Annotated in this window: 26 protein-coding genes and 1 pseudogene; 13 read left to right on the top strand and 14 right to left on the bottom strand. The window is 70.3% G+C overall.

Annotated elements, in window-relative coordinates:
• Window positions 1–67 precede the first annotated feature (67 nt).
• Window positions 68–1,426, top strand: a complete 1,359-nt coding sequence (locus tag ACWEQQ_RS38280; RefSeq protein ID WP_452351616.1) for a replication-associated recombination protein A — start codon at window positions 68–70, stop codon at window positions 1,424–1,426.
• Between the two features lie 89 nt (window positions 1,427–1,515).
• On the opposite strand, the gene ACWEQQ_RS38285 is transcribed toward ACWEQQ_RS38280, so the two are convergent.
• A complete protein-coding gene (locus tag ACWEQQ_RS38285) occupies window positions 1,516–2,169 on the bottom strand; it encodes a CatB-related O-acetyltransferase (protein WP_452351652.1) in 654 nt (217 codons plus the stop codon).
• A gap of 77 nt (window positions 2,170–2,246) precedes the next feature.
• On the opposite strand from ACWEQQ_RS38285, the gene alaS reads away from it, so the two are divergent.
• From alaS to ACWEQQ_RS38305, 4 genes are all read left to right on the top strand, one after another.
• Window positions 2,247–4,913 (top strand): alanine--tRNA ligase, encoded by a 2,667-nt coding sequence (gene alaS, locus ACWEQQ_RS38290; protein WP_452351653.1) that lies wholly within the window; start codon window positions 2,247–2,249, stop codon window positions 4,911–4,913.
• Between the two features lie 204 nt (window positions 4,914–5,117).
• Window positions 5,118–5,570: a Holliday junction resolvase RuvX gene (ruvX, locus tag ACWEQQ_RS38295; protein WP_357008253.1), complete on the top strand. Its 453-nt coding sequence runs from the start codon at window positions 5,118–5,120 to the stop codon at window positions 5,568–5,570.
• A complete protein-coding gene (gene mltG, locus ACWEQQ_RS38300; RefSeq protein WP_452340058.1) occupies window positions 5,567–7,078 on the top strand; it encodes an endolytic transglycosylase MltG in 1,512 nt (503 codons plus the stop codon). Before ruvX ends, mltG begins: the two co-directional genes overlap by 4 nt.
• Window positions 7,068–7,877 carry a shikimate dehydrogenase gene (locus ACWEQQ_RS38305; protein ID WP_452351617.1) on the top strand — a complete coding sequence of 270 codons (810 nt, stop codon included), beginning with the start codon at window positions 7,068–7,070 and terminating at the stop codon, window positions 7,875–7,877. The genes mltG and ACWEQQ_RS38305 overlap by 11 nt, the downstream gene beginning before the upstream one ends.
• Before the next feature lie 16 nt (window positions 7,878–7,893).
• Here ACWEQQ_RS38305 and ACWEQQ_RS38310 read toward each other — a convergent pair whose 3' ends face one another.
• Both ACWEQQ_RS38310 and ACWEQQ_RS38315 read right to left on the bottom strand, forming a co-directional pair.
• A complete protein-coding gene (locus tag ACWEQQ_RS38310) occupies window positions 7,894–8,370 on the bottom strand; it encodes a DUF3291 domain-containing protein (RefSeq protein WP_452351618.1) in 477 nt (158 codons plus the stop codon).
• Window positions 8,371–8,383: 13 nt separating this feature from the next.
• Complete coding sequence (locus ACWEQQ_RS38315; protein ID WP_452351619.1) at window positions 8,384–9,001, bottom strand: helix-turn-helix transcriptional regulator; 618 nt, start codon at window positions 8,999–9,001, stop codon at window positions 8,384–8,386.
• Between the two features lie 123 nt (window positions 9,002–9,124).
• Here ACWEQQ_RS38315 and ACWEQQ_RS38320 point away from each other — a divergent pair, with 123 nt between their 5' ends.
• Complete coding sequence (locus ACWEQQ_RS38320; protein WP_452351620.1) at window positions 9,125–9,607, top strand: B-4DMT family transporter; 483 nt, start codon at window positions 9,125–9,127, stop codon at window positions 9,605–9,607.
• Between the two features lie 129 nt (window positions 9,608–9,736).
• Here ACWEQQ_RS38320 and aroB read toward each other — a convergent pair whose 3' ends face one another.
• The 4 genes and pseudogenes from aroB to ACWEQQ_RS38340 form a co-directional block, all read right to left on the bottom strand.
• Window positions 9,737–10,855 carry a 3-dehydroquinate synthase gene (gene aroB, locus ACWEQQ_RS38325; RefSeq protein WP_452340053.1) on the bottom strand — a complete coding sequence of 373 codons (1,119 nt, stop codon included), beginning with the start codon at window positions 10,853–10,855 and terminating at the stop codon, window positions 9,737–9,739.
• An 865-nt stretch (window positions 10,856–11,720) separates the two neighbouring features.
• Window positions 11,721–12,212, bottom strand: a pseudogene (locus ACWEQQ_RS38330) (shikimate kinase); the annotation flags it as partial.
• 71 nt (window positions 12,213–12,283) lie between these two features.
• A complete protein-coding gene (aroC, locus tag ACWEQQ_RS38335; protein WP_452340175.1) occupies window positions 12,284–13,489 on the bottom strand; it encodes a chorismate synthase in 1,206 nt (401 codons plus the stop codon).
• A gap of 61 nt (window positions 13,490–13,550) precedes the next feature.
• Window positions 13,551–14,012, bottom strand: coding sequence for a prepilin peptidase (locus ACWEQQ_RS38340; RefSeq protein WP_452340052.1), 462 nt, complete (start codon window positions 14,010–14,012; stop codon window positions 13,551–13,553).
• Window positions 14,013–14,162: 150 nt separating this feature from the next.
• On the opposite strand from ACWEQQ_RS38340, the gene ACWEQQ_RS38345 reads away from it, so the two are divergent.
• From ACWEQQ_RS38345 to ACWEQQ_RS38360, 4 genes are read left to right on the top strand one after another with little or no spacing between them, the layout of a single operon-like run.
• Window positions 14,163–15,287 (top strand): M24 family metallopeptidase, encoded by a 1,125-nt coding sequence (locus ACWEQQ_RS38345; protein ID WP_354837341.1) that lies wholly within the window; start codon window positions 14,163–14,165, stop codon window positions 15,285–15,287.
• Window positions 15,288–15,324: 37 nt separating this feature from the next.
• The gene (gene efp / locus ACWEQQ_RS38350) at window positions 15,325–15,888 is read left to right on the top strand and encodes an elongation factor P (RefSeq protein ID WP_354837343.1); all 564 of its coding nucleotides are present in this window, start codon (window positions 15,325–15,327) and stop codon (window positions 15,886–15,888) included.
• Between the two features lie 20 nt (window positions 15,889–15,908).
• Window positions 15,909–16,415 carry a transcription antitermination factor NusB gene (gene nusB / locus ACWEQQ_RS38355; RefSeq protein ID WP_452340051.1) on the top strand — a complete coding sequence of 169 codons (507 nt, stop codon included), beginning with the start codon at window positions 15,909–15,911 and terminating at the stop codon, window positions 16,413–16,415.
• A gap of 19 nt (window positions 16,416–16,434) precedes the next feature.
• Window positions 16,435–16,692: a YciI family protein gene (locus tag ACWEQQ_RS38360; RefSeq protein ID WP_452340050.1), complete on the top strand. Its 258-nt coding sequence runs from the start codon at window positions 16,435–16,437 to the stop codon at window positions 16,690–16,692.
• Window positions 16,693–16,704: 12 nt separating this feature from the next.
• Here the strand turns inward: ACWEQQ_RS38360 and ACWEQQ_RS38365 are convergent, their stop codons facing one another.
• Window positions 16,705–17,682: a quinone oxidoreductase family protein gene (locus tag ACWEQQ_RS38365; protein ID WP_452351621.1), complete on the bottom strand. Its 978-nt coding sequence runs from the start codon at window positions 17,680–17,682 to the stop codon at window positions 16,705–16,707.
• Window positions 17,683–17,768: 86 nt separating this feature from the next.
• On the opposite strand from ACWEQQ_RS38365, the gene ACWEQQ_RS38370 reads away from it, so the two are divergent.
• Window positions 17,769–18,341, top strand: a complete 573-nt coding sequence (locus ACWEQQ_RS38370) for a helix-turn-helix domain-containing protein (protein WP_452351622.1) — start codon at window positions 17,769–17,771, stop codon at window positions 18,339–18,341.
• 222 nt (window positions 18,342–18,563) lie between these two features.
• Here the strand turns inward: ACWEQQ_RS38370 and ACWEQQ_RS38375 are convergent, their stop codons facing one another.
• Window positions 18,564–18,965 (bottom strand): winged helix-turn-helix transcriptional regulator, encoded by a 402-nt coding sequence (locus ACWEQQ_RS38375; protein ID WP_452340047.1) that lies wholly within the window; start codon window positions 18,963–18,965, stop codon window positions 18,564–18,566.
• Window positions 18,966–19,076: 111 nt separating this feature from the next.
• On the opposite strand from ACWEQQ_RS38375, the gene ACWEQQ_RS38380 reads away from it, so the two are divergent.
• Entirely contained in the window at window positions 19,077–20,012 is a 936-nt protein-coding gene (locus ACWEQQ_RS38380; RefSeq protein ID WP_452351623.1) for an NADP-dependent oxidoreductase, read from the top strand.
• A gap of 115 nt (window positions 20,013–20,127) precedes the next feature.
• Here the strand turns inward: ACWEQQ_RS38380 and ACWEQQ_RS38385 are convergent, their stop codons facing one another.
• From ACWEQQ_RS38385 to ACWEQQ_RS38405, 5 genes are all read right to left on the bottom strand, one after another.
• Window positions 20,128–20,733: an NUDIX domain-containing protein gene (locus tag ACWEQQ_RS38385; RefSeq protein ID WP_452351624.1), complete on the bottom strand. Its 606-nt coding sequence runs from the start codon at window positions 20,731–20,733 to the stop codon at window positions 20,128–20,130.
• A 28-nt stretch (window positions 20,734–20,761) separates the two neighbouring features.
• Window positions 20,762–22,015, bottom strand: a complete 1,254-nt coding sequence (locus tag ACWEQQ_RS38390; RefSeq protein ID WP_452351625.1) for an adenylosuccinate synthetase — start codon at window positions 22,013–22,015, stop codon at window positions 20,762–20,764.
• Window positions 22,016–22,043: 28 nt separating this feature from the next.
• Window positions 22,044–23,024 (bottom strand): hypothetical protein, encoded by a 981-nt coding sequence (locus ACWEQQ_RS38395; RefSeq protein WP_452340043.1) that lies wholly within the window; start codon window positions 23,022–23,024, stop codon window positions 22,044–22,046.
• A 5-nt stretch (window positions 23,025–23,029) separates the two neighbouring features.
• On the bottom strand, window positions 23,030–24,049 hold the full coding sequence (locus ACWEQQ_RS38400; protein WP_452351626.1) for a hypothetical protein: 1,020 nt from the start codon (window positions 24,047–24,049) through the stop codon (window positions 23,030–23,032).
• A gap of 93 nt (window positions 24,050–24,142) precedes the next feature.
• Window positions 24,143–25,294 carry a serpin family protein gene (locus ACWEQQ_RS38405; RefSeq protein ID WP_452351627.1) on the bottom strand — a complete coding sequence of 384 codons (1,152 nt, stop codon included), beginning with the start codon at window positions 25,292–25,294 and terminating at the stop codon, window positions 24,143–24,145.
• 136 nt (window positions 25,295–25,430) lie between these two features.
• Here ACWEQQ_RS38405 and ACWEQQ_RS38410 point away from each other — a divergent pair, with 136 nt between their 5' ends.
• Window positions 25,431–25,943 carry a DUF4334 domain-containing protein gene (locus tag ACWEQQ_RS38410; protein WP_452351654.1) on the top strand — a complete coding sequence of 171 codons (513 nt, stop codon included), beginning with the start codon at window positions 25,431–25,433 and terminating at the stop codon, window positions 25,941–25,943.
• The last annotated feature ends 7 nt before the right edge of the window (window positions 25,944–25,950 follow it).

Here is a 25,950-nt window from a genome sequence, read left to right on the forward strand (position 1 = left end):
CCGCGCGCTGTCCGGGGATGGCGTCGTGGTCGGCGAGTGTGTCGGAGCCGGTCGGTAGGGTCGGGGCGTGAGTGATGGGCTGTTCGATGCGCCGGGCACGCAGGCCGTAGTCGACGACTTCGAGGCGGGAGCCGCGCGCATTCCCAGCGGGGACGACCGATTCGCGCCGCTGGCCGTGCGGATGCGACCGCGCACCCTCGACGAGGTGGTCGGGCAGCAGCATCTGCTCGGGCCCGGGTCGCCGCTGCGGCGGTTGATCGAAGGGTCCGGAGCGGCTTCGGTGCTGCTGTACGGACCGCCCGGGACCGGCAAGACCACCCTCGCCTCGCTGCTGTCGCAGGCCACCGGACGGCGGTTCGAAGCGCTGTCGGCGCTGTCGGCGGGCGTCAAGGAGGTGCGGGCGGTCATCGATCTGGCCCGCCGCCGCCTCACCGTGGGTGAACAGACCGTGCTGTTCATCGATGAGGTGCACCGGTTTTCGAAGACCCAGCAGGACGCGCTGCTGGCGGCGGTGGAGAACCGGATCGTGCTGCTGGTCGCGGCGACCACGGAGAATCCGTCGTTCTCGGTGGTGTCGCCGCTGCTGTCCCGCTCGCTGGTGCTGCAGCTGCAGTCCCTGTCGGAGGCCGACATTCGCTCGGTGCTCACCCGGGCCATCGCCGACCCGCGCGGGCTGGCGGGGGAGTACACGGTCACGGACGCGGCGCTCGACCACATCGTGCGGATCGCGGGCGGTGACGCGCGGCGTTCGCTCACCGCATTGGAGGCGTCGGCCGAATCCTCCCTGGACGGCACCGTCGATGTGGAGTTGGTCGAGGCCAGCGTCGACAAGGCGGCGGTGCGCTACGACCGCGCCGGTGACCAGCACTACGACGTCATCAGCGCCTTCATCAAATCCCTGCGCGGCTCCGATGTCGATGCCGCGCTGCACTACCTGGCCCGCATGATCAGCGCGGGTGAGGATCCGCGATTCATCGCCCGCCGCTTGATGATCCAGGCCAGCGAGGAGGTCGGCATGGCCGACCCGACCGCCCTGCAGACCGCGGTCGCGGCCGCCCAGGTCGTCCAGCTGGTCGGGATGCCGGAGGCCCAATTGGCGTTGACCCAGGCCACGATTCACATCGCCACGGCCCCGAAATCGGGCGGGGTGGTCAAGAGCCTCGCGGCCGCCATGGCCGATGTGCGCGCGGGCAAGGCGGGCGCGGTGCCCGCCCACCTGCGCGACGGTCACTACGCCGGCGCCGCCGCCCTCGGCAATGCCCAGGGCTACAAATACCCGCACGACCACCCGGACGGCGTTCTCTCCCAGCAATATCCACCGGACGAGCTGGTCGGCGTCGACTACTACCAGCCGACCGATCACGGCTACGAACGTGAAGTCGGTCCTCGCGTCACCAAGCTGCGCCGCATCGTCCGGGGCAGATAGCGCCGAGTGCGCGGATGCGTCACGCGCCGAATTGCAGCGACTGCCGGAAACAGTCGCTCGGCGTGCCGCGAATGCGCTTGCGGCGCTGGTCAGTCCGCCAGCAGCCCCTCGTGGATGGCGATGCGTTCGATGTCGGCGGGGGTGCCGGCCATGATCACGCGCACGTGCTCGGTGACCAGTTCGAGCGGCCAGTTCCACCAGGCGGCGCGCAGCAGGCGCGCCACGTCCTGGTCCGGGAAACGCTGCTTGACCACCTGCGCCGGGTTGCCGCCGACGATCGTGTACGGCGGCACGTCGGAGGTCACGACGGCGCCGGTGGCGATGATCGCGCCGTCGCCGATGTGCACGCCCGGCATGATCAGCGAGTTGTAGCCGATCCACACGTCGTTGCCGACCACGGTGTCGCCCCTGGACGGAATCGCGGTGATGATGTCCATCGTCTCCTCGGCCCAGGTGCCGCCGAAGATGGTGAACGGGAAGGTCGACACGCCCGAGGTGGCATGGTTGGCGCCGGCCATGATGAAGCGGGTGTTGCTCGCGATGGCGCAGTATTTGCCGATGATCAGTTTCTCGGGGCCGAAGGCGTAGAGCACATTGTTGGTCTCGAAGGCGGTCGCCGCGTCCGGATCGTCGAAGTAGCTGAAGTCGCCGACCTCGATGTTCGGCGAGGTGACGTGCGGTTTCAGGAAGACGGTGCGGCGCGCGTGGGGGAGGGGGAAGCGCTGGGATGGGTCCGGGATCACAGTCACCCCGGCGATGGTAGCTATCGCCCGGTGGTGGGTGGAAACTCCCTGGACCCGGACCGGTAGGCTGGATGGTTGTGCAGACCCACGAGATTCGACGGCGCTTCCTGGAGCATTTCGTAAAGGCCGGACATACCGAGGTACCGAGTGCCTCGCTGATCCTGGCCGACCCCAACCTGCTGTTCGTCAACGCAGGCATGGTCCAGTTCGTGCCGTATTTCCTCGGTCAGCAGACCCCGCCCTTCGATACCGCGACCAGCGTGCAGAAGTGTGTCCGGACCGGCGATATCGAGAACGTCGGCGTCACCACCCGCCACAACACCTTCTTCCAGATGGCGGGCAACTTCTCCTTCGGCGACTACTTCAAGCGCGGGGCCATGGAGCTGGCCTGGTCGCTGCTCACCAACCCGGTCGAGGACGGCGGCTACGGCTTCGATCCGGAAAAGCTCTGGGTCACCGTGTATCTCGACGACGACGAGGCCGAGCAGATCTGGCGTGAGCTCGGCGTGCCGGACGAGCGCATCCAGCGCCGCGGCATGGCCGACAACTACTGGTCCATGGGCATCCCCGGACCGTGCGGCCCGTGCTCGGAGATCTACTTCGACCGCGGCCCCGCATATGGCATCGAGGGCGGCCCCGAGGCCGACGAGGACCGCTACCTCGAAATCTGGAACCTCGTGTTCATGCAGAACGAGCGCGGCGCCGGGCGCGGCAAGGACGACTTCGAGATCCTGGGCCCGCTGCCCAAGAAGAACATCGACACCGGCATGGGCATCGAGCGTGTCGCGTTCCTGCTGCAGGGAGTCGACAATGTCTACGAGACCGATCTGCTGCGCCCGATCATCAACAAGGCCGAGGAGCTGACCGGCCGCTCCTACGGTGTCGAGCACGCCGACGACGTGCGCTTCCGGGTCATCGCCGACCACGCCCGCACCGCGGCCATGCTGATCGGCGACGGCGTGAACCCCGGCAACGACGGCCGTGGCTACGTGCTGCGCCGCCTGCTGCGCCGCATCGTGCGCTCGGCCCGCCTGCTGGGCGCCGAGCAGCCGGTGATGGGTGCGTTCATCAAGGTCGTCGCCGACCTGATGTCGCCGTCCTATCCGGAACTCACCACCGACTTCAAGCGCATCGAAACGGTCGCCGTCGGTGAGGAGGCCGCGTTCCTGAAGACGCTGAGCACCGGCACCAAGCTGTTCGACGAGACCGTCGACGAGGTGAAGGCCCAGGGCAGCAGGAAGATCAGCGGCACCGACGCGTTCACGCTGCACGACACCTACGGTTTCCCGATCGACCTGACCCTCGAGATGGCTTCCGAGGCCGGCCTGCAGGTCGACGAGGAGGGCTTCCGCGCGCTCATGGCCGAGCAGCGCAAGCGGGCCAAGGAGGACGCGCTCTCGCGCAAGCACGCGCACGCCGACCTCACCGTCTACAAGGAGTTCGTGGACCGCGGCGCGACCGAGTTCACCGGCTTCGACGAACTGTCCACCGAGGCGACGGTGCTGGCCCTGATCAAGGACGGCGTCCGGGTGCCGGTCGCCGAGGCCGGGCAGGACGTCGAGGTGATCCTGGACCGCAGCCCGCTCTATGCCGAGTCCGGTGGCCAGATCGCCGACCGCGGGTCGCTGGTCTCGTCGCACGGCCTCAAGGTGAAGGTCAACGACGTGCAGAAGATCGCCAAGAAGGTGTGGGTGCACAAGTCCACCGTCGAGGCCGGCCAGCTCACCGAGGGCGACACCGTGCTGGCCCAGGTCGATCCGGCCTGGCGGCGGGGCGCCACCCAGGGCCACTCGGGCACCCACATGGTGCATGCCGCGCTGCGACAGGTGCTGGGCCCCAACGCGGTTCAGGCCGGCTCGCTCAACAAGCCGGGCTACCTGCGCTTCGACTTCAACTGGCAGGGCGCGCTGTCCGAGCAGCAGAAGGCCGATATCGAGGCCGTCTCCAATGACGCGGTGGCCGACGACTTCCAGGTCAACACCTTCGTCACCGACCTGACCTCCGCCAAGAAGATGGGCGCCATGGCCCTGTTCGGCGAGAACTACGGCGACGAGGTGCGGGTCGTGGAGATCGGCGGACCGTTCTCCATGGAGCTCTGCGGTGGCACCCACGTGCAGCACTCCTCGCAGATCGGCCCGATCACCGTGCTCGGCGAGTCGTCGGTCGGTTCCGGCATCCGCCGCGTGGAAGCCTTCGTGGGCCTGGACTCCTACAAGTACCTGGCCAAGGAGCGGGCGCTGCTGGCCGGTGTCGCCTCGTCGCTGAAGGTGCCCTCCGAGGATGTGCCGGGGCGCGTCGAGCAGCTGGTCGAGCGGCTCAAGACCGCCGAGAAGGAGCTGGAGCGCACCAAGATGGCGGCCGTGCTGTCGAGCGCGGGCACCTTCGTCGAGCAGGCCCAGCGGGTCGGCAAGGTGTTGCTGGTCGCCGCCGCCGGGCCCGAGGGCGTGGGCGCGGGCGATCTGCGCACCCTGGTGCAGGACATCAAGGGCCGCTTCGGTTCCGAGCCCGCCATCGTGGTGCTGCTCGGCCATGCCGACGGCAAGGTGCCGTTCGTCGCCGCGGTCACCAAGGCCGCGCAGGATCTCGGCGTCAAGGCCGGGGATCTGGTGTCCGCCTTCGGTCCGGCCATTTCCGGCCGGGGTGGCGGCAAGCCCGAGATGGCCCAGGGCGCGGGTTCGGACCCGTCGGGCATCGAGGCGGGTCTGGCCGCCCTACGTGCGCGGGTCGCCGAGCTCGCCGGATAAATGGGCGACGCGGACACATCTGACACGCCGGGTCCCGCAGACGGGACCCGGCCCGTACCCGAAGCAGACCCGGCGCGGCCGGATTCGGGACATTCCTCCGGATTTGCTCGCACGCCGACCGAGGCCTCCGGGGTCTCGGCCGGCGAGCGGGGCTTCGCGTCGGAGCGGCCCTCCCCGGAACGGGACCCGGGCCGCGGCCGGCGCATCGGCATCGACGTGGGGTCGGTGCGCATCGGTGTCGCCTCCAGCGATCCGGACGGGTTGCTGGCCACCCCGGTCGAGACGGTGCCGCGCGCGAAGAAGGTCGCGCCCGGCACCCTCGCCTCCGATCTATCCAGAATTGCCGACATTGTGCGGGAGTACGAGGCCGTCGAGGTGATCGTCGGCCTGCCGCGCACATTGCGCGGGGAGAGCGGCGCGTCGGCTAAGCTGGCGGCCACCTTCGCGGGGCGTTTGCGGACCTTGATCGCGCCGGTGCCGGTGCGACTTTCCGACGAACGTTTGACTACGGTGTCTGCTGCACGTGCGTTGCGAGACAGTGGAGTTCGCGCACGCGGGCAGCGGCAGGTCATCGATCAGGCCGCCGCCGTGTCGATCCTGCAAGGATGGTTGGACGAACGGAGTGCCCTTTTGAAGCCGCGCGGTGATGACGCATGACCGACCGCTGGACGCGGGCCGAGGAACGCTACCGCCAGAACGCCGAACGGCGTTACCGCCGCGACGATCTGGATTGGTCCGAGGCGGACGATTACGAAGACGACACCACCGTCATTCCCCGCTACGAGGATGAGCGTTACGACGACGAGCACTACGCGGGCGAGGACTACGACGAGGAGCTCGCGCACGAGCCGGAACCCCCGCGCCGCAGCGCGCCCCAGCGCACCGAGCGCGGCCGCCGCGGCGACCGGGGTCAGCGCGCCGAGCCGGGCCGCCGGGCCACCCGATCGCAGTCGCGCGCGGGATCGCGGGGCAGCCAGCGCCCCAAGCGATCCCGGATGGCGTCGCGGAAAGCGGCCGAGCGCAAGCGGCGCCGCCGCAACCTGTTCGTCATCGCGGGCGTGTTCGCCGTATTGTTCGTCGGCGCAGTCGGATTCGCGGGCTGGAAGTTCGTCGGCAAGCTGAGCCCGCCCCCCGACTTCTCGGGCCCGCAGGGCCCGCTGGTCGTCATCCAGATCAAGCCGGGTGACACCGCCACACAGATCGCGCAGACCATGGCCGACAAGGGCGTGGTGGCCAGCAGTGGCGCGTTCTACGAAGCGGCCGTGCGCAATACGAACATGAACTCCATCCAGCCCGGCTACTACGCCATTCCGGGCCACAGCAAGGGCTCCGAAGCGGTGACCGCGCTGTTCAGCAAGGACGCCCGGGTCGGCAATGTGGTCATCTCCGAGGGCCGCCAGCTGCACGACTCCAGCGACGTCACCACCGGTGCGCGCAAGGACGGCATCTACCGCAAGATCGCCGAGGCCAGCTGTGTCGGCACCGGCACCGCCGCCAAGTGCGTCACCTACGAGCAGCTCGACCAGGCCGGGACCACCGCCGATCCGGCCACGCTGGGCGTGCCGGCGTGGGCGCTGGACCGGGTGCGGTCGGTGCCGGACCGTTCCCGCCAGCTCGAGGGCCTGATCGCCGGTGGCACCTGGGATTTCGACCCCAGCGCCAACGCGCTGGACATCCTCAAGCAGCTGGTGACGGCGAGCGCGGCGAGCTACGACGCCACCGGGGTGGCGCAGTCCGGCGCGGCCAACGGCCTGAGCCCCTACGACACGCTGATCGCGGCGTCGCTGGTGGAGCGGGAGGCGCTGCCGCAGGACATGTCGAAGGTGGCACGGGTCATCGTGAACCGGCTCGCCGCCCAGCAGCCGCTGCAGTTCGACTCCACCGTCAACTACACCCTCGACAAGACCGAGGTCGCCACCACCGACTCCGACCGTGCGCACAAGACCCCGTGGAACACCTACGCCATGGCCGGTCTGCCCGCCACGCCGATCTCCGCGCCGTCGCTGGATGCCATGCGCGCCATGGAGAATCCGGCGCCCGGCCCGTGGCTGTACTTCGTGACCGTCGACAAGCAGGGCACCACGTTGTTCACCGACGACTACAAGGAGCACCTGCGCAATATCGAAAAGGCCAGGCAGAGTGGAATTCTCGACAGTGGACGCTAGCCGGAGGGCCGCCGTGCTCGGCAGCCCGATCTCGCATTCCCGGTCGCCGCAACTGCATCTGGCGGCCTACCGGGCACTGGGCCTGGACTGGAGCTACGAGCGCATCGAGTGCACCGCCGATCAGCTGCCCGGCCTGGTGGACGGGCTCGGACCGGAATGGGTCGGGCTGTCGGTGACCATGCCGGGCAAGGTCGCCGCGCTCGGCTACGCCGACGAGCGCACCGAGCGCGCGGTCCTGGTCGGCTCGGCGAACACCCTGGTGCGCACCGATTCCGGCTGGCGTGCGGACTGCACCGACGTGGACGGTGTGCGCGGCGCGCTGGAAGGCGCCGGCGTGCAGGAGATCTCCCGCGCCGTCGTGCTGGGCGCGGGCGGCACCGCCCGCCCGGCCCTGCTGGCGCTGTCCGACCTGGGCGCGCACACCGTCACCATCGTGGCCCGCGATCGCGGCCGCGCCGCCGGGACCCTGGAACTGGCCGAGCAGCTGGGCATGTCGGCCGAGGTGCTCGATTTCGACCCCGAGGGCCTGCTGTTCGTCTGTTCCGACGTGGACGCCGTCGTCAGCACCGTGCCCGCCGCGGCGGCCGCGGCGGTGGCGGATTCGGTGGCGGCGGCCCCGGTGGTGCTTGACGCCATCTACAACCCGTGGCCCACGCCGCTCGCGGAAGCGGTTGCCCGCGCGGGCAATACCGTGGTCAGCGGCCTGGAGATGCTGCTCAACCAGGCCTACGGGCAGGTCGAGCAGTTCACCGGCAAGCCCGCCCCGCGCGCCGAAATGGCTGCGGCACTGCGGGACTGATCACGGATGTGACCGGCTAATCGAGGACGGCCGCGGATATTTCCGCGGCCGTTTCCGGTTCGAAGGCCTGCCGGAAGGTGAAAGCGTAAGGCGTGGGCCCGTTCTCACGCAGGTGGTCCAGTCGCGCCATGGCGTCGGTGAGCGTGGGCAGCATGCCCTCCGGCACCCACCACAGCACCGTGAAGACCTCGCGCAGCGGGGTGAACCATTCCCGGCGACGGCGCACGTAGTCCATGTGGCCGCTGCGATAGACGTAGTCGAACAACGCTTCCCGCGATTCCCACACGCTCATGTTCACCAGCATGTCCGGCTCGCCGTGGTACGGGCGCAGGGAGGTGGCGTTGTTGGATTCGCCGTCCACCATGCGCCAGACGAAGCCGGGGGAGGATTCGGCGACGGCATTGATCTCGTCGAGGGCCGAGAAGAATTCGGCGACCCGGGGATCGCCTTCGGGGGCGACCATGTGCCCGATGTTCAGCTGTGCGAGGTGCATTCCTCGACTATAACTAGTCGCCGTTGATTTTAGAAAAGCTTACGCAGCATCGGCCCGGCGCCGGATCCATCCGCGCGGTCCAGCCGGCCTCGGCCGCCGGACCTGCCAGCAGCGCCAGATTCATGCCGCAGACCAGCGGCGGGAAGTCCAGGGCGAGGCGGTGAAAAGGACAGTTGCGCAGGCGGATCGCGTCGCCGTCGAGATAGGGCTCGTAGCCGCGCTCTTGCAGCGCCTCGAACAGGTCGCGGCCCGCGAGGGCCGGCCCGTGCGCGGCGGCGGCCTTCGCGATGGCGTCCTCGAAGCCCTCGTGCTCGACCACCTCGGCGAGAATCGTTGCGACCGTGCGATAGTCGCGGGCCGGCAGCGTGATCGCGAACTCCGCGTCGGCGCGGCGATAGAACTTGGCGGGCCGGCCCGAACCGGGTCCGGTGCGGCCTTCCGGGCGGCGGAACACCGCGTCCAGCAGTCCCGCCTCGGTGAGCTTGTCGAGATGGAAGGCGGCCAGCGGCCGTTTGATCTCGACGGCCGCGGCCGCTTCGTCCCGGCTCACGTCGTGGTCGGCGGCCGCGACATGGTCGTAGAGCCGCTTGCGGATCGGATCCTGAAGCAGGGCGACGGCTTCGATGCTCACGCTGTCTTTGTAGCAGCGTGCCGGGCCCGGGTGTGTCCCGCGGCCCCGCTCCGGCTATGGTTCTGGAACAAGTTTCAATTCATTCGGTTCGGCCGGGCGGCCGCGCAGGTTAAGGTGATCGTCATGAATGCGTGGGTGTTGCGCGCCGTGGGCTTGGGGGCGCTGACCGTTGTGCTGGAGGCCCTGCTCGGTTTCGGCATGAGGTACTGGCCGACCACGGGCGCCTGGATGCGGATCCTGTGCCTGATCGTGCTGGTCGGCTCGGTGGTCGCGTGGGGCGTACTGGACGGCCGCGCCGATCGGCGCGCCAATGCCGATCCCGAGCGTGGCACCGATCTGACCATGCGCTGGCTCAAGGCCGCGCTCGCCGGTGGCCTGGGCTCCGGCCTGGCCGCCTGGATCCTCGACTTCGTTCCGGGCTTCGACCTGGGTGATCAGGGTCTGGTCTTCAACATCACCTCGGCCGCGTCCTTCATCGTGCTGCTGATCTTCATCCCGGGCGTGCTCGGCGTCGCCCTCGGCCGCTGGCTGGCCGGCCGGGGCGGCAAGAAGCAGTCCGGCACCCCCGCCGGCACCGCACCCAACCCGCAACCCGCCGGCGTCTGAGGCTCCCGTCCGCGCTCCACCCCGCGCCACCGATCTCGGTGACGCGGGGTTTTTCGTGTCCGGGGGTGCCGACGGCAGCGCCCGCCGCCGGAGTCCGGCGACGGGCGCTGAGATGAAAGCCGCTGTGCCCTACAGCAGAATCGCGCCGCCGGTCGGGCCGTCCTCGCGGGCGATGGCCGAGTAGGCCGCGGCCAGCAGGCTCGGATCGGGGCCCTCCAGCCGACCCGGCTTGGCCAGGCCGTCGAGCACCACGAAACGCAGCACGCCCGAACGGGTCTTCTTGTCGGTCTGCATGGCGTCCATCAGCTGCGGCAGCGCATCGGCGTCGTAGGTGGTGGGCAGGCCGATGCTGTTCAGGATGGTGCGGTGCCGCTCGGCGGTGGCGTCGTCGAGACGGCCTGCCAGGCGGCCCAATTCGGCCGCGAAGACCAGGCCCACCGAGACGGCCGCGCCGTGCCGCCAGCGGTACCGCTCCCGGCGCTCGATGGCGTGGCCGAGGGTGTGGCCGTAGTTGAGGATCTCGCGCAGATTCGATTCCTTGAGGTCGGCGGCCACCACATCGGCCTTGACCTGGATGGCGCGGCGGATGAGCTCGGGCAGCACGTCGCCGGTCGGGTCCAGGGCGGCCTGCGGGTCGCGTTCCACCAGCTCCAGGATCACCGGGTCGGCGATGAAACCGGCCTTGATGATCTCGGCCATGCCCGCGACGATCTCGTTGCGCGGCACCGTCTCCAGCGTGGCGAGGTCCACCATGACCGCGGCCGGCTCGTGGAAACTGCCGACCAGGTTCTTGCCCGCCTCGGTATTGATGCCGGTCTTGCCGCCCACCGCGGCGTCCACCATGGCCAGCAGCGTGGTCGGCACGTGCACGATGTCCACGCCGCGCATCCAGGTGGCGGCCACGAAACCGGCCAGGTCGGTGGCCGCGCCGCCGCCCAGGCTCACGATCACGTCCTTGCGGGTCAGCCCGATACGGCCGAGCACCTCCCAGCAGAAGCCCGCGACCTGCAGGTCCTTACCGGCCTCGGCGTCGGGGATCTCCACCCGGTGCGCGTCGATGCCCTTGTCGGCGAGGGCCTTCCGCAACACCTCGGCGGTCTCGGCCAGTGGCGGCTGGTAGAAGATCGCCACGGTCCGCACGCCGGACCGGCCGGTCACCTGGTCGACCAGGTCGCCCAGCAGCCCCCGGCCGATGATCACCGGGTACGGGTCGGCCGTGCGGACCTCGATGCGAGTCGGCTCGCTCATAGGACTCCTCCGTGAATGGTCCCGCCCAGCGGCGGGCAATAGCGTGACCCCGTGGTGCGGGGAAGTTGTCGATCGGATCGGCGGCGCGTGCCCGGGGCGCGCGATGGTGCGCTCAGGATCACGAACCTCCCTCCACCGCAGGGGAAGTGGCACCGGGAACCGGGCCGTCGGCCGGCGTGTGCTCCTGCTCGCGGGCGCGGGCCCGGGCTCGTCGGGCCCGGGCCCGACGCGAGCGTCCGCTGCCGGGCTCGGCGACGGCGCCGGGTACGCGGGCCGCGTCCGACGGTGCGGCGGGTGTGTTCGGGGCGGTCGTGTCGGCCGCTCCGGCCGGCGCGGCGGTGCGGGGCGAATTCTGGCCACCGGCAGCGGAATTCGAGGGCGCACCGGCGATGCGGGAGGCGCGGCGACGGCGTCCGCCGGTACGCGCACCCACGGCTCCGGTTCCACCACCTACAGCGTCGGCCGCCGCGGGCGCGCCGGACCGGTCAGGGGACGCGTTCCCCGGCACAGCGGCGGGCGGCGCGACCGCCTCGCCGACGGTGGTCTCCGCATTCGGCGGGAGTGGAGCGGCCGCGGTGGTGCGGCCGCCGCGCCGACGCGAACGCCGGTTGCGCCGAGAGCGTTTCGCGCCCCCGGCCGCATCGGCGGGCGAGGCCCCGGAGCCCTGGCCGTTGCGTGCCTCGGTGGCCGGGGCCGAATCGGCTTCGGCGGCAGTCGTATTCGTGCCGTCGCCCGGCCTGTTCTCGCCGCGGCCGCGGCCGCCGCGGCGGCGTTTGCGGCGGGCGCGTGAGCGGGAGCTGACACCGGGTTCGACGGTGGCGGTCTCGGTGCCCGAATCCTCCGGGCGCGCAATCGGTTCCAGCCCGAGCTTGGCCAGGATCATGCGGACGACGCGGCCGGGGCTGCGGCCGTCGGTGCGCACCCGCACGGTCGCCACCTCGCGGTAGAGGGGGCGGCGGATCTTCATCAGCTCGCGGTACTTCTTGGCGGGGTCGTCGCCGTTGAGCAGCGGGCGGTTGGTGCTGGCGCCGGTGCGGCGCAGCCCTTCGCCCACACTGATTTCCAGGTAGACGACGGTACGGTCGTGCAGCAGGGCGCGGGTCGCGGCCGAGAGCACCGAGCCGCCGCCGAGGGAGACCACGCCGTGCCCGGCGAGGACGGCGTCGCGGACGACCTCCTCCTCCATACGGCGGAACTCCGGCTCGCCGTCCTCGGCGAAGATCTCCGGAATCGTGCGCCCGGCGCGCTCCTCGATCCCGGCGTCGGTGTCGTAGAGGTCCACGCCGAGTTCCCGGGCCAGCTTGCGCCCGATGGTGGACTTGCCCGCGCCCGGCGGGCCGACCAGCACCAGACTGATTGCGGGCCGGTCGGTTTCACCGGCCGCCGCGGTGGGTTCGTGCTCGCCGGACACCGCGCTGTCGTCAGCGGTCACTGCCCGGCGTGGCCCGGGATGTGCGGGCGGGCGTTGATCCGCTTCAGGTAGGCGTGGATGTTGTCGACGGTCTCGGGCAGCGAGTCGCCGCCGAACTTGTCCAGCACGGCCTGCGCCACGACCAGCGCCACCATCGCCTCCGCGACCACACCGGCCGCGGGCACCGCGCACACATCCGAGCGCTGGTGGATGGCGACGGCCTCCTCGCCGGAGGACATGTCGACCGTCGACAGCGCCCGCGGCACGGTCGAGATCGGCTTCATGGCCGCGCGCACGCGCAGCGCTTCGCCATTGGTCATGCCGCCCTCCAGGCCGCCCGCGCGGTTGGTGGAGCGCAGCACGCCGTCGGGGCCCGGCCGCATCTCGTCGTGGGCCTGGCTGCCGCGGCGGCGGGCGGTCTCGAAACCGTCGCCCACCTCGACGCCCTTGATGGCCTGGATGCCCATGAGCGCGGCCGCCAGTCGCGAATCCAGGCGCGCCTCGCCGGAGGTGAACGAGCCCAGGCCCACCGGCAGGCCCTCGATCACGACCTCGACCACACCGCCCAGGGTGTCGCCGTCCTTCTTGGCCGCCTCGATCTCGGCGATCATGGCCGCCTCGGCGTCCTTGTCGAACGCGCGCACCGGCGACTCGTCGATGGCGTCCAGATCCGCGGCGGTCGGGACCACGCCGGTGGTGTTCGCGGCGGCGCCGATGGACACCACGTGCGAGATCACCTCGACGCCCAGCGCCTGGCGCAGGAAGTTCTTGGCGACGGTGCCCGCCGCGACCCGCGCCGCGGTCTCGCGGGCGCTGGCCCGCTCCAGGACATTGCGGGCGTCGTCGAAGCCGTACTTGAGCATGCCCGAGTAGTCGGCGTGGCCCGGACGGGGACGGGTGAGGGGGGCGTTGCGGGCGAGGTCCGCGAGCTCGGTCTCGTCCACCGGATCGGCGGACATGACCTGGGTCCACTTCGGCCACTCCGAGTTCGCCACCTCGATGGCGACCGGGCCGCCCATGGTGCGGCCGTGGCGCACGCCGCCGACCATGGTGACCACGTCGGCCTCGAACTTCATCCGCGCGCCGCGCCCGTAACCGAGCCGTCGCCGGGCCAGCTGCGCGCCGATCTCGGCGGAGGTCACCTCGACACCGGCCACCATCCCCTCGAGGATGGTGACGAGAGCAGGACCATGGGATTCTCCGGCAGTTATCCAGCGCAACACGAGTGACATCTTTCCATGACAACAGGGGTGCTCGAACACACGGCCCGTGCATAGCCCGATGTCAGCGCACGGCCACCACCGCCACCATGCTCGCGGCACACATCGCGGGCCCGTGCGCGAGCGTCCCGGCGACGACCGCCCGCCCGCCCGCGCCCGGGATCGGCAGTCGATGCCCGAGCATGCCGCCCAGGCCGGCGGCGGCGGTGAGCATCGGCGCGGCCAATGCCGCCCAGCACCAGGTCTGGGCGCCGCAGAGGGCTGTCGCCGCCCCTAGACCGAAGGCGAGTTTGACGTCGCCCGCGCCGAGGGCGCGCGGGCAGCAGAGGTGGACCAAGAGGTAGGGAACGGCCAGCAGCAGGGCACCGGAGACCGCGAGTGCCGGCCTGCCCGTGGCGAATCCGTAGCCGAGCACGAGCGCGGCGCCGGGCAGGGTGAGGACGTTCGGTAGCCGCCGGCTGCGCAGATCGCAGACGCTCAGGGCGACGCACCACAGGGTCAGCAGCAGGACCGGCAACGGAGACATGGATCGAGGATCGCGCGGCGGCGGCCGGCGCGGGGGGCGTGAGCGCGAAATGTGGAGAACCGCTTGCGATGTGAACAGCCTGGGTTCCATTACCAGGTCGTTCACGTGTTGCGTGTCGGTGTTGCGGCGTGTCGGCGGTAGCTTTGACGCATGTCTGCTGATCACGATCCGGTCCGGCGCCCCGACTACGCGCTGCGCAGGGCCAGCCTGCGCAATCTGCTGGTGGAGAACCGCGTCGATGCCCTGCTGGTCACGGACCTGATCAATATCCGGTACCTGACCGGTTTCACCGGGTCCAACGCCGCGCTGCTGGTGTACGCCTGGGATTCCAGCGAGGACCGCACCATCATCTGCACCGACGGCCGCTACCTCACCCAGGTCGGCGTGCAGGTGCCCGATCTGCGCGCCGAGATCAACCGGGCCAGTGCCCGCCGCGTCATGGAGATCGCGGGGGAGTGGCAGACCGGCCGGGTCGGTTTCGAGAGCCACGTGGTCACCGTCGAACAGCATCGCGGCCTGTCCGCGCTGGGCACCGGTCTGGACCTGGTCGCGGTCTCGGGCCTGGTCGAGCAGCTGCGCATGGTGAAGGACGACTTCGAGGTCGAGCAGCTGCGCGCGGCCTGCGACGCCGCCGACGCGGCCTTGGCCACCCTGCTCGAGCGCGGCGGCCTGCGTCCCGGCCGCACCGAGCGAGAGGTGGCCCGGGAGCTGGAGTGGCTCATGTTCGAGCACGGCGCGGAGGCGGTCGCCTTCGAGACCATCGTGGCCGCGGGCGCGAATTCGGCTGTCCCGCATCATCGCCCGACCGGGTCGGTGCTGGCCACCGGTGATTTCGTGAAGCTCGACTTCGGCGCGGTGGTCGGCGGTTACCACTCCGACATGACCCGCACCTTCGTGCTGGGTGCGCCGACGGACTGGCAGCGCGAGGTCTACGACCTGGTCCAGCGGGCACAGCAGGCCGGCCGTGAGGCCCTGACCCCGGGCGTCTCGACCAAGGCGGTGGACGCGGCGTCGCGCGCGGTGATCGAGGCTGCCGGGCACGGTGAGCTGTTCGTGCACGGCCTCGGGCACGGTGTGGGCCTGCAGATTCACGAAGCGCCCGGAATAGCCAAAACCGGCACGGGTACACTGCTGGATGGCGTGGCGGTGACCGTCGAGCCAGGTGTGTACTTCCCCGGCCGCGGTGGTGTCCGGATCGAGGACACACTCGTGGTTCGCCAGGGGGGCCCGGAGCTGCTCACCCGCACCAGCAAAGACCTGACCGTCGTCGACTGACGCGCGGTTCGACCGACTAGTAGGAGATCCGAGGACAGTGGCGGACACCAGTGACTTCAAGAACGGCCTCGTGCTGAAGATCGACAATCAGCTGCAGCAGATCGTCGAGTTCCAGCATGTGAAGCCGGGTAAGGGTCCCGCCTTCGTGCGTACCAAGCTGAAGAACGTGGTCTCGGGCAAGGTCGTCGACAAGACCTTCAACGCCGGCGTCAAGGTGGAGACCGCGACCGTCGACCGTCGCGACATGACGTACCTGTACCACGATGGTCAGGACTACATCTTCATGGACGGCGACACCTACGACCAGATCCACCTGAGCGAGCAGCTGCTGGGCCGCAACGCGGGCTTCCTGCTGGAGAACATGGCCGTGCAGATCGCCATGCACGAGGGCGAGGCGCTGTTCGTCGAGCTCCCGGTCGCCATCGACGTGATCGTCACCCACACCGAGCCGGGCCTGCAGGGCGACCGCTCCTCGGCCGGCACCAAGCCCGCCACCGTGGAGACCGGCGCCGAGGTGCAGGTGCCGCTGTTCATCAACCAGGGTGACAAGCTGCGCATCGACACCCGGGACGGCAGCTACATCAGCCGCGTCAACAACTGACGCGACGGATAATGTCTTCCGTGGCCGATCAATCGGACAAGAAGTCGTTCAAGAAGCTCGGCGCACGGCACAAGGCGCGCCGGCGCGCGGTGGATCTGCTCTTCGAGGCGGAGGCCCGCGATATCGATCCCGCGGATCTGCTGTCCGAGCGTGTCTCGCTGGCGGTGCATGAGGAGTCGGTGGCGCCGGTGAACCCCTACACCCGGGTCCTGGTCGAAGGCGTCGCCGACGATCTGGACCGGGTGGACGGCACCATCGAGTCGTACCTGCAGGACTGGACGCTGGGACGGCTGCCCGCCGTGGACCGCGCCATCCTGCGGGTGGCGGTGTGGGAGTTGTTCCACGGCAACGACGTTCCGCCGGTGGTGGCGGTCGACGAGGCGGTGGAGCTGGCCAAGGAGCTCTCCACCGACGATTCGCCGTCGTTCATCAATGGTGTGCTCGGGCAGGTGGTCCAGGTGGCCCCGCAGGTGCGGGCGGCCGCCGCCGCGACCCGTGCCACCGTCGTCGCCGACGACGAGAAGTAGTTCGAAGGAGAAGCGCAGGGTGCGCAAGTATCTCGTGATGGCCATGCGCACCCCGCGCTTCGACGACTCCGTCATCGTCCCGCACAAGGACTGGCTGACGGCCGTCCGCGAGCGCGGACAGCTGGTGGAAACCGGCAAATTCACCGACGGCAGCGGCGGCGCGTACGTGATCACCGCCGAAAACCTGGCTGCCGCACAGGAACTGATCCGCACTGACCCGATTCACACCACGGGCGCTTCGGAACTCACCGTCTACGAGTGGGAAATCACCGGCTGATCCGGACTTTCGTCACGCCCCGCTGGGACGCAGCACGATCGTGCCCTTGGCCGCCCGGTCGGCCAGCAGTTGATGGGCGTGGGCGGCCTGGCCGAGCGGTAGCACGCGGTCGACGAGCGGGGTCAGTGATCCCGTCACGGCGCGATTCAGTGCCGCGGCGCGCGCAGCGGCGACCCCCGCCAGCCAGTCCGGTCCGGAGCAGCCGATCAGGGTGAGGCCGCGCATGATCAGGTCCATGGCGCCGACCTGTGCGGGCGCGCCGGACAGGAAGCCGTAGCTGAGCATGCGGCCGCGCAGCGGCGTCATGAGATCCAGCAGGGCCAGGGCGGATTCGCCGCCGATCGAGTCGAACACCACGTCCAGCGTTGTGCCGCCGAGCATCTCGCGCAGTTGCTCGGTCCAGCCGGGAAGGTGATGGTCGACGACGATGTCCGCGCCGAATTCGCGTGCCTGCGCGGCCTTTTCGGCCCCGCCCGCGGTGGCGATCACCCGCGCGGCGCCGTACTCCTTGGCCAGCTGGGTGAGATAGGCGCCGACACCGGTCGCGGCCGCCTCGATCAGGACGGTCTCGGTGCCGGTGAGCCGCGCGGTCTCCAGCAGCGGGATCGCGACCGACCCGCTCATGGCGACCGCCGCTGCCTCGACGGCGCCCAGGCCGTCCGGAATCGCGGTCGCCGTCTCCACCGGAACGCAGACCTGCTCGGCATAGGTGCCGAAACTGTTGCTGCTCACCACTGCCCGCTGCCCGATCAGCGCCGGGTCCACGCCCGTGCCGACCTCGGCGATGACGCCCGCGGCCTGGGTGCCGAAGACGATCGGGAACTCCACCGGCAGCGGGAACGCGCCCGACCGCAGCATGGTCTCCGGGAACAGCACCGGAATCGCCTCGCTGTGCACCAGGATCTCTCCGTCCCGCGGGCGCGGCGCGGGCACCTCGCTCGCCACCAGGACGTCGGGTGCGCCGGTACCGGTCAATAGGATTGCGTGCATTGAAAACCTCTCATAAGTTGACTGACGGTCAAGATGTGTCTGCGAAGATATTGACCGCCGGTCAAGTTGTCAATGAAAGTGGTGATATGGACCGGCCCAAGGAACGCGCCGACGCAGCGCGCAACCGGCAGGCAATCCTGGCGGCGGCGCGGAAGCTGTTCGCCGAGGAGGGGGCCGAAGCCGCCACGATGGAACGGATCGCGGCAGCGGCCGGGGTGGCCAAGGGCACGCTCTTCCACCGCTTCGGCAGCCGCGCCGGCCTGCTGCACGAACTGATGGCCGAGGGTGCGTTCGACCTGATGGAGGCCGTGCGGTCGGGTCCGCCGCCGCTCGGTCCGGGCGCTCCGGCCGGGGAGCGCCTACTGGCCTACTTCGATGCCATGACCCGTCTGGTCGCCGACGACATCGAGATCTCGGTCGCCTATCGGGCAATACCTCCGCATCCACGTGCCGAGGAACTCCACGCCTTCTGGGCCGCCCACATCAGCACCCTGCTCCGCGAGATCCGCCCCGATCTCGACGCCGACGTGGTCGGCGGGTTGCTGCTCGCGCCCCTGGGTGGTGACCTGGTGCCCTACCTGGTCCGCAACGGCCAGAAAGACCGGCTTCTCGAAGCCGTCCGGCAACTGGTCCAATCGGTCGTCGACGGAGCTGGGTGAGACTACGGACCTGCCTGATTGGGGAGTCGCAACGAATCCGCCAGAGCCGCAGCGAATTCGCCCTAGTCGAAGTGGATGTACCTGAGCCGCAACCGATCTGCCCGAGTTGCGACGGAAATGCCCGGGTCGCGACGGATATGCCCGGGTCGCGACGGATATGCCGGAGCTGCGAGGGATCTGCCTGTCGGGGTGACGGATTTGCCTGAGTGGTGACGGTCCAGGTCAGTTCGGGTTGCTGTCGTAGCGTTCGCGGGCGGCGAGGACGTCCTCGATGCGGGTCTCGGCCCAGCTCTTGATCGCCTGCATGACCGGGAGCAGGCTGCGTCCGAGTTCGGTGAGCTCGTAGTCGACCCGGACCGGCACCGAGGCGGTGACCGCGCGGCTGACCAGCCCGTCGCGTTCCATGGTGCGCAGGGTCTGGGTGAGCATCTTCTGGCTGACGCCCGCGACGATGCGGGACAGGTCGCTGTAGCGGCGGGGTCCGCCGGCGAGCGCGGTGAGCAGCAGGCTCACCCATTTGTCGCTGATGCGATCGAGCAGGTGCCGGGTGGGGCATTCCTGGACGTAGGCGTCGTAGGCGCGGCGGGCTTCGGTGCGCCGCTGGGCCGCGGTCTTGGTCGCCATGGCTCTCCCTCGCGTACGGTACGCACTCCGAGGTGCGTACTTCCCGACGGAGAGTAACACTCCGTACGTTTGCCTCTGGGTGGGAAAACCGTTCAGCAGAGGAGATTTCGCATGCGTGCCGTGGTGATTCGTTCGTTCGGAGGCCCCGAGGTGCTGGAGCAGGCCGACGTTCCGGTGCCGTCGCCGGGTCCCGGGCAGGTGCGGATTCGCGTGACCGCCGCCGGGGTGAATCCGGTGGATCTGCACACCCGCTCGGGTGGTCTGGCACAGGCGGGTCTGATGGTGCCGCGCGACGTGATCGGCCTCGGCTGGGACGTGGACGGCACGATCGACGAGATCGGTTCCGGCGTCGAGGATTTCGCGCTCGGTGACCAGGTGTACGGGTTGTCGGACCGCCTGGACGTGCCGCTGGGCGCGCAGGCGGATTTCGTCGTCCTGGACGCCGTGGCCGTCGCGCTCGCCCCGCGCCGTGCTTCCGCGGTCGAGGCGGCGACGATACCCCTGAATGCCCTGACCGCCGTGCAGTCCCTGGACGCGCTCGCACTCACCGCCGGGCAGACCGTGCTGATCACCGGCGCCGCCGGTGCGGTCGGCGGCTTCGCGGTGGAACTGGCTGTGGCCCAGGGCCTTCGGGTGGTGGCGACCGCCGCCGCGCGGGACGAGGACCTGGTCCGCAAACTCGGCGCAGAATTCTTCGTCCCGCGCGGGGCACGCTTGGGCGAGGCGGTGCGCGCCCTGGTCCCGGGCGGCGCCGACGGTGCGGTGGACGCCGCGTCCCTGGGCGCCGAGGCTCTCGACGCGGTCCGCTCCGGGGGTGCGTTCGCGGCCGTGGTGGGTGGCGCGGAACCGGCGGGTCTGCGCGGAATCCGGGTCGCCAACACCTGGATTCGCGCCGACGGGCCCCGTCTGGCCGAGCTGGCCGCCCTGGTGGACGCGGGCCGCCTGACCCCGCGCGTCGCCGGCACCCTGCCCCTCGACCGGGTCGCCGACGCCCACCACCGGCTCGCCGCAGGCGGCCTGCGCGGCCGCCTGGTGCTGATTCCCTGACCGGCCGTAGTGCGCTGGGCCGTTGTGCCCGCCGCGAATTTCGGTGGGGTGCGGCCCGGTTCGCGAGCCGAGCGGTGCTGCCGCAGGCCGAGGCGTCCGGGCCGGGTCCGGTCGGCTAGGTGAAGGACCAGACGGCGGCGGGGCGGCCGGTGGCCTTCACACGAACCCGTTCGCCGGTGCGGGAGAGCCCGGGGATGGCGGCCAGGGTCCGGTTGAGGTTGCCGGGGTCGGGTTTCGCGCCGTGCAGGGCGGTGGTGAGGTCGACGGCTCTGGTGGCGGTGAACTGGTCGCCGGTCAGGGCGCGGGTGAATGTCAGGTCTTTCCAGAGCATCTCGGCCAGCCGGGCGCGGGCGGCGGCGACGATCTGGTTGTGGTCGAAGGCCAGATGCGGGACGGCGTCGAACGGGACCCAGGTCGCGCTGCCGGTCCCGTGCGGGCCGACCACGGCCCACATGGCGATGGACAGCGTCGGCCCGCGTGGATCGCGGTGCGGCTCATCGAAGGTGGCGACCTGCCCGACGGCGAGGATGGCGTCGGCCGGTACCCCGAGTTTGGTGTGGACCGCGCGGTGGGCGGCCTCGGCCAGGCGTTCGCCGAGGCCGAGCAGTACGCCCGGCAGCGCGAGTTCACCGGCGAAGGGCTCCCACCGCCGGGGCGCGATGCCGAGGGCGGCGGTGGGGTCGTCGGGTCCGTAGCGCAGGGTGATCACATCGATGGACACTGCGGATTGTTGCTCCACAAATGGACAATCATGCCTGAGCCGGGATCCGGAGCGTGCGATCGGCTCGGTCCGGTCCGCATGCGGTGAGCACCACGGGCGCGCCGAGTTCGGCCTCCAGGTAGCCGGGCACGTCGGCGGGCAGGTCGGCCAGGGCCGGGGTGGCGGCGGCGAGGAGATCGGTGAGCCGCCGCTGGTGGCCGAGGTCCTGCCAAGTTCCGCACGCCAGCCGGTCGACGCAGCCGTCGGGGGTGAGATAGCCGGTGGCGGTGCGGATGTCGCCGAGGGCGTCGAGGTGGTTGACGACCACGCCGTCGATCCCGCCGCAGACTTCGACGGCGTAGCGGAGCAGCAGCGGATCGAGGTGCCCGCGCCGGAACGCGCCCTGGTATTCGCCGGTTCCATTGTGCGGCTCCGCAATCGCGAGTGCCGGGTCCTCGGTGGGGAAGGGCCCGGCCCCGTGCCTGGTCATGTACGCGCGGGTCACGCCGAGCGCGTAGCCGGGCGCGCCGAGGCGCGCCAGCATGGCGCGCGCGTGCCGGGGTTCGACGGTCGACCAGGTGGTGTACGGGTGGGTGCCGCGCCACTCGTCCAGCAGCACCCCCTGCGCGCCTTCGAACACGAGCCGGCCCTGACGCGCGAACGCGGCGAGCTGCTCGCCCGGCAGAATGGCCACGGCCCGGGCGAACGCGGCGTACGCCGCGACCAGATCGTCGATCGGGTCGTAGCGGTGCCGTCCGCCCGCGAGCAGCGGTCCGTAGTGCTCTTCGAGCGCGATCAGTTTGCGCCGCAACACCTCCGGCCGCCGGCAATCGGCGACCCGGGGTGCGTCGTGGCCGAGCGCGTAGCTCGCCGTCTCGCCGATGCCGATGCCGCACGAACCGTACCGGGCGGTACCCCTCGTATCCTCCCGGCAACGGTTGGCGGCTCCGTGGATCGGCGTGGTGAGCAGGGCCCGCTCGTCCACGTAGAGCAGGGACAGCGGATCGGCGACGCCGAGCGCGGCGAGTTCGCGCGCCTCGGCGGCCAGGGCCAGCGGTTCCACCAGCATGTGCCGCGACAGCAGGGTCGGCACCCGCGACAGGGTGCCGGACCCGAACTGGTGGAAGGTGTGGTGGCGGCCGTCGGCGATCACATTGTGGGCGGCCTGCGCCCCGCCGTTGAACCGCACCACCGCGGCCACGTCGAGCCCGGCCTGCGGTGAGCACAGCCAGTCCACGGTGGCGCCCTTGCCGGCATCGCCGAAGCCCAGGTCCACCACGATCAGGTGACTGTCGCCGAACATGTTGTGTCCCTTCGTCTATCGGATCCGGTCAGAGATCCACGTCGTCGGTCCCGGTGGCGGCCGGCAGCGCCCCGACGCTGCGTCCGCGCCGGGCGCCGCCCAGCGGTGCGAGGGCCTTGCCCACCGCGTCGGCCTCGCTGGTCGATCCGATATCGCGCAGATCGGCCAGCCCCGCCCCGAGATCGATGCGGTCCTCGGCGATGCCGATGGTCAGGGCGATGAGCTCGCACACCGCGGCCGGATCGTCGAGCCGCAGGAACCGCTCACCCAGCAGCCCCTGCCAGTGCTCGGCGATCTCCGGATCCCGGTAGTAGCTGGACTGATTGGGCAGGATGTAGTGCACGTGCCAGCGGTCGGCCAGCTCGCGGTAGATCGACTCGACCGAGATGTCGTGGTCGACGTCGTCGCCGATGACCGTGCGAAGGTGGCGAGCGGCCAGCCGCTTCTTGTTCAGCTCGTCGCCGACGATGAACAGGTAGCCCTTGCGGCCGCGCTTGTCCCACGCGTCGGTGGCGGTGTGCCGGGCGATGAAATACGCTGCCAGCTCGTAACTTTCGGACTTCTGCCCGCCGCCGCCGCCCTCCAGCAGGATGAGCCGCAGCTGCTCGTCCATCCGGTTGTCGGATTCGAACTGCCCGACCTGCAGAGGCACCCGGTCGCTGTCGGCGTCGCCGATGGCCCCGAACAGGATCTGCGGATCCTCCGCATAACCCTTGCGCTGCAACAGCCCGTGCAGTTTGGCCAGCTTCTCCTGCATGATGCGGGGCACCCTGCCCATGGATCCGGTGACGTCGAACAGCACCGCGATGGGCAGCGAGTTGCCGTGGTCGTCGGAGTCCCGCGACTCCCGCTTGTCCACCCCGAACGGGTCCAGGGTGGGGTGCGCCTTCCACTGATCCCACGGCACCGACCGCATATCCGCGGTGTAGCCGAAGTCGTCGAGCCCCTTCGCCGCGCGGAAGGTCCGCGCCGCGTCGTAGGCACTGTCGTCCCAGCGTCCGTAACCCATTGCTATCACTTACCTTTCGTGAGCTCGAAGGGCCGGAAGCGGCGCTTCCCGTAGAGCCGGTCGAGCAGATCGTCGAATTCCCCGAGCAGGTCCGCGGCGTCGGGCCGCAGTCGTGGATCGGATTGCAGGCACCCCGTGGCGTAGGACCGCAGGGCCGCGGGTGCGCGGTCGCCGAGCATGGTGAGCATCAGGCGATGCGCGAGGTGGACATCGGTGGCGGGGGAGACCGCGTCCCGGATCTCCGGCGGGTAGTCGAGCGACTTCAGGGTGGCCGCCGCCGGATTCCCGGGCCGGGTCGCGAAAGACCAGCCCGCCAGCACGATTCCGTGCAGGCGCGGATGCACCAGCACATTGGCCGGGCTGATGGCGGTGTGCACCCACCCCGCCAGCTGTGCGCCGGCCAGGCAGCGCAGCAGCCGGCGATGCATCCAGGCGTAGTCGCGCGGATCCAGGCCATCGGGGTAGGCGGCCCGGACCTCCTCGAGCGTCACGAACTCCGCGGTGAGCGCGCCGAGCACGTTCACCGTGCGCTGCTCGCCGGTCGCGGAGTCCAGATGGTCGACCGTATCGACCAGCTCCGGGAAGTACGGCGCCGGCCATTCGTGTTCCGCGGCCACGATCGCGATGTCGCGCAGGGCATTTCGTTCCCCGGACAGCAATCGGTTGGCCGCCGCCCGGCGCGGGATCTTCACGACCCGGTCCGAGCCGCTGCGGTACACGTCCGCGACCGAGCCCGATGCGTGCAGCGCACCCACCGGGTACGTCCCGTGTGCGCCGGTCACCTCGAAGGCGGGCTCGTCCAGGTCCAGCCACTGCCGGTACAGCTCGGCCAGCCGTGCGAACGCGGCCCCCGCGATGCCGGCGTCGACGGCCTCCACCCGATCGGGATGCACGATCCCCGCCAGCCGGTGGTAGCGCCGCCGGGCGTCCTGCCGGGCCGCGGAATCCGTTGCGGCAGTACCGAACAGATCCTCGGGCCGCCGGGCCGCCCGAATGTTCTCGGCGGTCTCTCGTGCTGTCGTCATGGTTTTAGGCTAGATGACTAAAACGATGGGCACCAGCGATTCGGGGCAACTTTTTGTAGTTTCGACAAAAAGCCTGGCGGGCGGGCCTCGTCGTCAGCGACCGGGGTGCGCGACCCATCCGGCGACCACGGCCAGTCCGGTGGGCCGGTGCACGGCCAGGAATCCGAACGGGCGGTCGAACGTCACGGTGGTGTGCAGCACGGTGTGCGCGGGTCTCGCGAACCGGGCGCTGCCCAGGATCATCGACAGCGCGGTGACCGCGGCGGCATCGAACCCGGTCTCGGTGAAGCGCGCGAACACGTCCTGCGCGGCCTGGTCGACGTAGAGCGGGCGCGCCGACATCGCCGGGAAATGGCCGCGCGCACTGTCGGTCACCGCGGTCAGGCCGAACAGTGCCGGCTGGTCGATCAGGTTGTGCAGGCTGCGAATCTCGAAGGGCGGCAACAGGGTTTCCAGGCTGTCGCCCTGTCCGCGATCGGGCACGGCCTGCACTCTCAGTCCGGGTGCTTCGGTGCCCGCGGGCAGGTCCGTCCGGATCGGGATGGTGCCCTCCAGTGCGTCGAGGCCGGTCGTCAGAACCGTGCCCGGCGTGCCCTCGCCCAGCAGCAGGTGTACGTCGAGATCTTCTGTGCCGTAGACGATTACGCGGGTCACCGCCGTACCGGCGCCGAGTACGCTCGCGTGCTGTGGGCGCGACGAGAACCGGCGCAGAGCGGGACCGCTGTGCCCGCGCCACGGTCCGTCGGTGACCTCCATGGTGGTCCGGTGGAAGGGGTCCTCCCATCGCGTGCGGGCGACCAGTGCGGTGGCGAGCACCAGGACCGTCGCGGCGTCGATCGGGAGCGGGAACTTCTCGATCAGGCCGTCGGTGTGGTCGTTCGCCCAGGTGTCGAGCGCGGCCTGATCGGTGAGGGTCTCCACGGTTCCCGCCGGCAGTCGTTGCGACCACTCCGGGCGCAGCGGCAGGTCCCGCCGGACCCAGAGGCCGAGTGCCGCCGAGACCGAGTCGGCCTCGGCCAGTGTGCGCAGCAGGTCCAGTGCCCGATCATGGCCGTCGGCGGCGGAAATGCCGGTGGCCGTGGCGAGTTCGCTGCGTCCGGGCTCGTCGGCGGCGGAGGCCAGCAGGGCGAGCAGCGGCCAGACGCCGCAGCCCGACAGCGCGAAGTCGCCGGTCCCCGCGGCGGCGCACCAGCGGGCGGTGAGACGGTTGGCGGCGGCGACGTGGGCGGGCGGCGGGGTCGACATGACGCCAGCCTAGGTGTGGTGTGAGCAAGGGCCGCCGGATACAGTGAGAGAAATTATGTCGATTGCTCTCATCGAGGAGATCATGATGGTTGCCGCCGAGTCGGCCACGGATGGCGCGCTGCGGCTGCGGGCGCTGATGGCAGGGGACGGCACGGCCGCACGGGCCTGGGAGTTGTTCGACAGTCTGCCGGCGGTGCGGGTCGAGGAGATCACCACCGGGCGGTGGCGCGGGGCCGAGGTGGCGACCGGGCATCCCTGGGGCGGGATGTTGGTGGAAAGCGGCTGGTACGGCAAGCAATTCGACAGCGCCGACAGCGTGCAGCCGCTGCTGTTCTCCGATCCGGCCGGGGACATCTTCCCGGTGGATCCGCGGCGGGTGCCTCTGTTCCTGGCGGGAAAGGTGCCGGTCGACACGCTGAAACCGGTGCGCCGGTCACTCGGAGCGCTGCGGCCGATGCTGCGGACCCGGACTCCGCGCGCCCGCCTGCGGAATCTGGAATTCCGCGGAAAGGCCAGCGCCGCAATGATCTACGACGATCTGCCGATCATCGACATCTTCCGCAGGGTCGACGAGGACACCCTGCTGGGTGTGATGGACAAGCGCGGATTGACCGAACCCTACTTCTTCGTGCTCTACCGCGACCGCTAGCTCGGGG

The sequence above is a fragment of the Nocardia sp. NPDC004123 genome, assembly GCF_053603795.1.